The sequence below is a fragment of the Streptomyces sp. genome, assembly GCF_035563135.1.
GTDB lineage: Bacteria > Actinomycetota > Actinomycetes > Streptomycetales > Streptomycetaceae > Streptomyces.
This window is the reverse complement of the sequence record NZ_DATMVN010000769.1, coordinates 1-3,545: the sequence shown is the minus strand read 5'-3', so window position 1 is coordinate 3,545 and position 3,545 is coordinate 1. Positions and strand designations below refer to the sequence as shown.

Genomic DNA, 3,545 nt, shown 5'->3' with positions numbered 1-3,545 from the left:
GGCGGGGTCGGTGAGGGCGGTGGCGGCGCCGGGACGCGTACCGTGCACCCAGGCGGCGAGGGCCAGTTCCAGGGCAGGGGTGCCCGCGCCGCGTCCGCGCAGCTCCCGCAGGGCGGGCAGCCAGCGTTCCGCGATCTTCAGCGAGCTGTCGGAGCCGATCTGCCGCAGAAGGTGGTGCATCGCGGGATTGCGGAACCGCACGACGAGGTCGTGGGCGTAGGCACCGGGGTCGGGCCCTCCGGCGGGGAGGGTGGCGGCGACCTCCGCGCACAGCGCCCGGACGACGCTCTCGCCCCACTCCGTCGCCATCGTGCCGGCGATCGTGGCGCACCCGGCGGCGAGGCCGAGATGTGCGAGCGCCGAGTGCGAGCCGTTCAGCAACCGCAGTTTGGTGAGCTGGTACGGCGTGACGTCCGGTACGAGCAGGGCGCCGTCCCGTTCCCAGGGCGGCCGGGGCGCGGCGAAGGAGTCCTCCAGGACCCACTGCCGGTAGGGCTCGCCGGCCACGGCCAGGGCGTCGTGCACGCCGAGCGCGGCGGAGGCCGTCGTCAGGCCGGCCGCACCGGCCGCGGGCACGATCCGGTCCACGACGGTCGCGGGGAAGGCCACGGTCCCGGCCATCCGGTCCAGTACCTCGTCGCGGTCCGGCCAGGCCGACGCCCGGACGAAGTCGCGGACGACCCGGCCCAGCACGCTGCCGTTGCCCGCCATGTTGTCGCAGGACACGACGCTCACGGGCGGAGCTCCGGCCCGCGTCCGCGCGGCCAGGCCGGCGGCCAGCCGGCCCACCACCGTGGTGAGCGGGCCGCCCGGGCCGGCCACGAGGTCTGCGGCCACGGGAGTTGCGGAGAGGTCGAGCCCACCGGTCGAAGGAGAGCGGTGGTAGCCCTTCTCCGTGACGGTCAGGGTCACCACGGTGACGTCCGGGTCGGTGAGCAGGGCGTCGACGGCCCCGGCGTCGGGCCCCATCGTCAGGGCACCGACCACCGCTCCCACGACCCGGCACACGTGGCCGCCGGGACGGTGTTCGGTGAGCGAGTAGAGACAGTCCTGGTCCCGCAGGGCGCGCACGGTCCCCGCCGAACGGGGCGCGACCGCCGTGATGCCCCAGGGTTCACCGGAGCGGGCGGCGGCGTTCTCGGTGTAGACCGCCTGGTGCGCCCGGTGGAAGGCACCGAGCCCGAAGTGCACGATGCGGGGCCGCAGTTCGGCCGGGTCCACGGCGGGACGCAGTCCCGGCTCGATCCGGGACAGCGTCGTACGGTTCAGCGGAGGCAGGTTCATGGCGCTCACCAGTCGTGCACCGTACCGTCCAGCCGGCGCGCGACCGGGAGGTAGCGCCGCCGGTAGGGGAAGCGCTCGGCCGCCTTCTCGTCGTACTCCACGCCGAGACCGGGTTCCTCGGACGGATGCAGCATGCCGTCGGCGAAGGTCACACCGCTGCGGAACACCTCGGCGGCCTCCTCCGGATGGCCCATGTACTCCTGGATGCCGAAGTTCGGCACGGTCACGTCGAGGTGCACGGCGGCGGCCATGCTGACGGGGGAGAGATCGGTCGCGCCGTGGGAGCCGGTGCGCACCTGGTAGAGCGCGGCGAGGTCGAAGATCCGCCGCAGGTGGGTGATGCCGCCCGCGTGGGCGACGGTGGTGCGTACGTAGTCGATGAGCTGCCCGGTGATGAGGTGCTGGACGTCCCAGATGGAGTTCATGACCTCGCCGACCGCGATCGGCGTGGTCGTGTGCTCACGGATGAGCCGGAACGCCTCCTGGTTCTCGGCCGGGGTCGGGTCCTCCATCCAGAAGAGCCGGCAGCCCTCGACGCTCTTGCCGAACCGTGCCGCCTCGATCGGGCTCAGCCGGTGATGGACGTCGTGCAGAAGGTGGAAGCCGAAGCCGAAGCGCTCACGCACGGCCTCCAGGTAGGCGGGCGCGAAACCGAGGTACGCCTCGGTGTCCCACGGCTGCTCGTCCGGCAGCTCGGTCGCGGCCGGCTCGTAGACCTTTCCCTTGCGGACCCCGTACGTACCGCCCACGTCGGGCACCGCGGCCTGGGCCCGGACGGCGCGGTAGCCCAGCTCCAGGTAGCGCTCGACGTCGTCGAGGAGCGAGGGGACGTCCGTGCCGCTGGCGTGCGAGTAGACCAGTACGCCGTCCCTGGAACGCCCGCCGAGGAGCTGGTAGACGGGGAGGCCTGCGGTCTTGCCCTTGATGTCCCACAGCGCGGTGTCGACGGCGGAGACAGCCGTCATCGTCACGGGCCCGCGGCGCCAGTACGCGCCTTTGTAGAGGTACTGCCACATGTCCTCGATGCGAGCAGGATCCTTGCCGATCAGCAGCGGCACCACGTGGTCGCGCAGATAGCTCGCCACGGCGAGCTCTCTGCCGTTGAGCGTGGCGTCACCGAGCCCGGTCACCCCGTCCGTGGTGGTGATACGCAGTGTGACGAACGTGCGCCCGGGGGAGGCGACCAGCACGTCGACGCGTTCGATCTTGCTCACGGGGTCTCCTTGCGGTGGCGGACGGGGCGGGAGGCCAGGCTGAGGCCCGGGTACCGCCCGGTCGGGCACGGCTGTCGTGCAGTGCTTGTATACAAGCACTTGTCGCGCAGTGCGGCAATCCCCCTTCCCCTGGTGGCCGCTCCTCCGTCACCGGCCGCTCCATTCGCCGCAGGACCTCGTCCGGCGGCCCGGGCCGCTTCCACCGGTACGTAGGATGGGCGCATGGCTCAAGCGAACGGGCGGCGGACCAGCAGGCACAGCATCTACCTGAAGCTGCGTCAGATGGTGCTGACCCTGGAACTCCCCCCCGGCGCCGCCCTGTCCGAGAACGAACTCGCCGCGGCTCTGGGCGTGAGCCGCACTCCGGTGCGCGAGAGCCTGATCCTGCTGGCCCAGGAGGGCCTGGTGCAGGTCTTCCCGAAGGTCGGGTCGTTCGTGTCCCGCGTGGACCCCGCCCAGGTCGCCGACGCACAGTTCCTGCGGGAGGCCGTGGAGCTCGCCTCCCTGGACAACCTGCCTTCGCGGCTCGACCCTGCCGTCGTCGGCGAGCTGCGGGACAACCTCGAACGCCAGCAGCGTGCGGACCTCGGCCTGGAGGAGTTCTTCGCCCTGGACGAGGCGTTTCACCACGGCCTGATGCGCCTGAGCGGTCACGGCGACGTCTGGACCACCGTCGCCGCGGCCAAGGGGCATCTGGACAGGGCCCGGCGCCTCGGTCTGCACGAGAACGCGTCCCCGGCCGTCTTCACCACCCAGCACCGGGAGATCCTCGAAGCGGTTGTCGGCGGTCATGCTCCGCTGGCCCGCTCCCGCATGCGCGACCACCTGCGGGCGGTCTTCAACGACATCGAACGCATCCGCAGCCACTCCCCCGGACTGTTCGCCACGGACCCCTCGACCGTGCCGGTCCGGCGCAACGTCGTCGTCTGGGAGTGACCGGAGCACTGCCCGGGCCCGTGTCACGCACCTTTGAACGCGCGGGGCCGCCGGTACGTATCCGCTTCCGAGGCCCTGTCACTCCGTCGAAGGGAAACCGCCATGAGCGCA

Annotated in this window: 3 protein-coding genes; 1 reads left to right on the top strand and 2 read right to left on the bottom strand. The window is 71.9% G+C overall.

The window, feature by feature from the left end:
- The coding region (locus tag VN520_RS34230; protein ID WP_325750843.1) for a mannitol dehydrogenase family protein at positions 1 to 1,284 on the bottom strand (1,284 nt) is incomplete at its 3' end.
- 5 nt (positions 1,285 to 1,289) lie between these two features.
- On the bottom strand, positions 1,290 to 2,498 hold the full coding sequence (gene manD / locus VN520_RS34225) for a D-mannonate dehydratase ManD (protein ID WP_325750842.1): 1,209 nt from the start codon (positions 2,496 to 2,498) through the stop codon (positions 1,290 to 1,292).
- A 222-nt stretch (positions 2,499 to 2,720) separates the two neighbouring features.
- On the opposite strand from manD, the gene VN520_RS34220 reads away from it, so the two are divergent.
- A complete protein-coding gene (locus VN520_RS34220) occupies positions 2,721 to 3,434 on the top strand; it encodes a GntR family transcriptional regulator (protein WP_325750841.1) in 714 nt (237 codons plus the stop codon).
- The last annotated feature ends 111 nt before the right edge of the window (positions 3,435 to 3,545 follow it).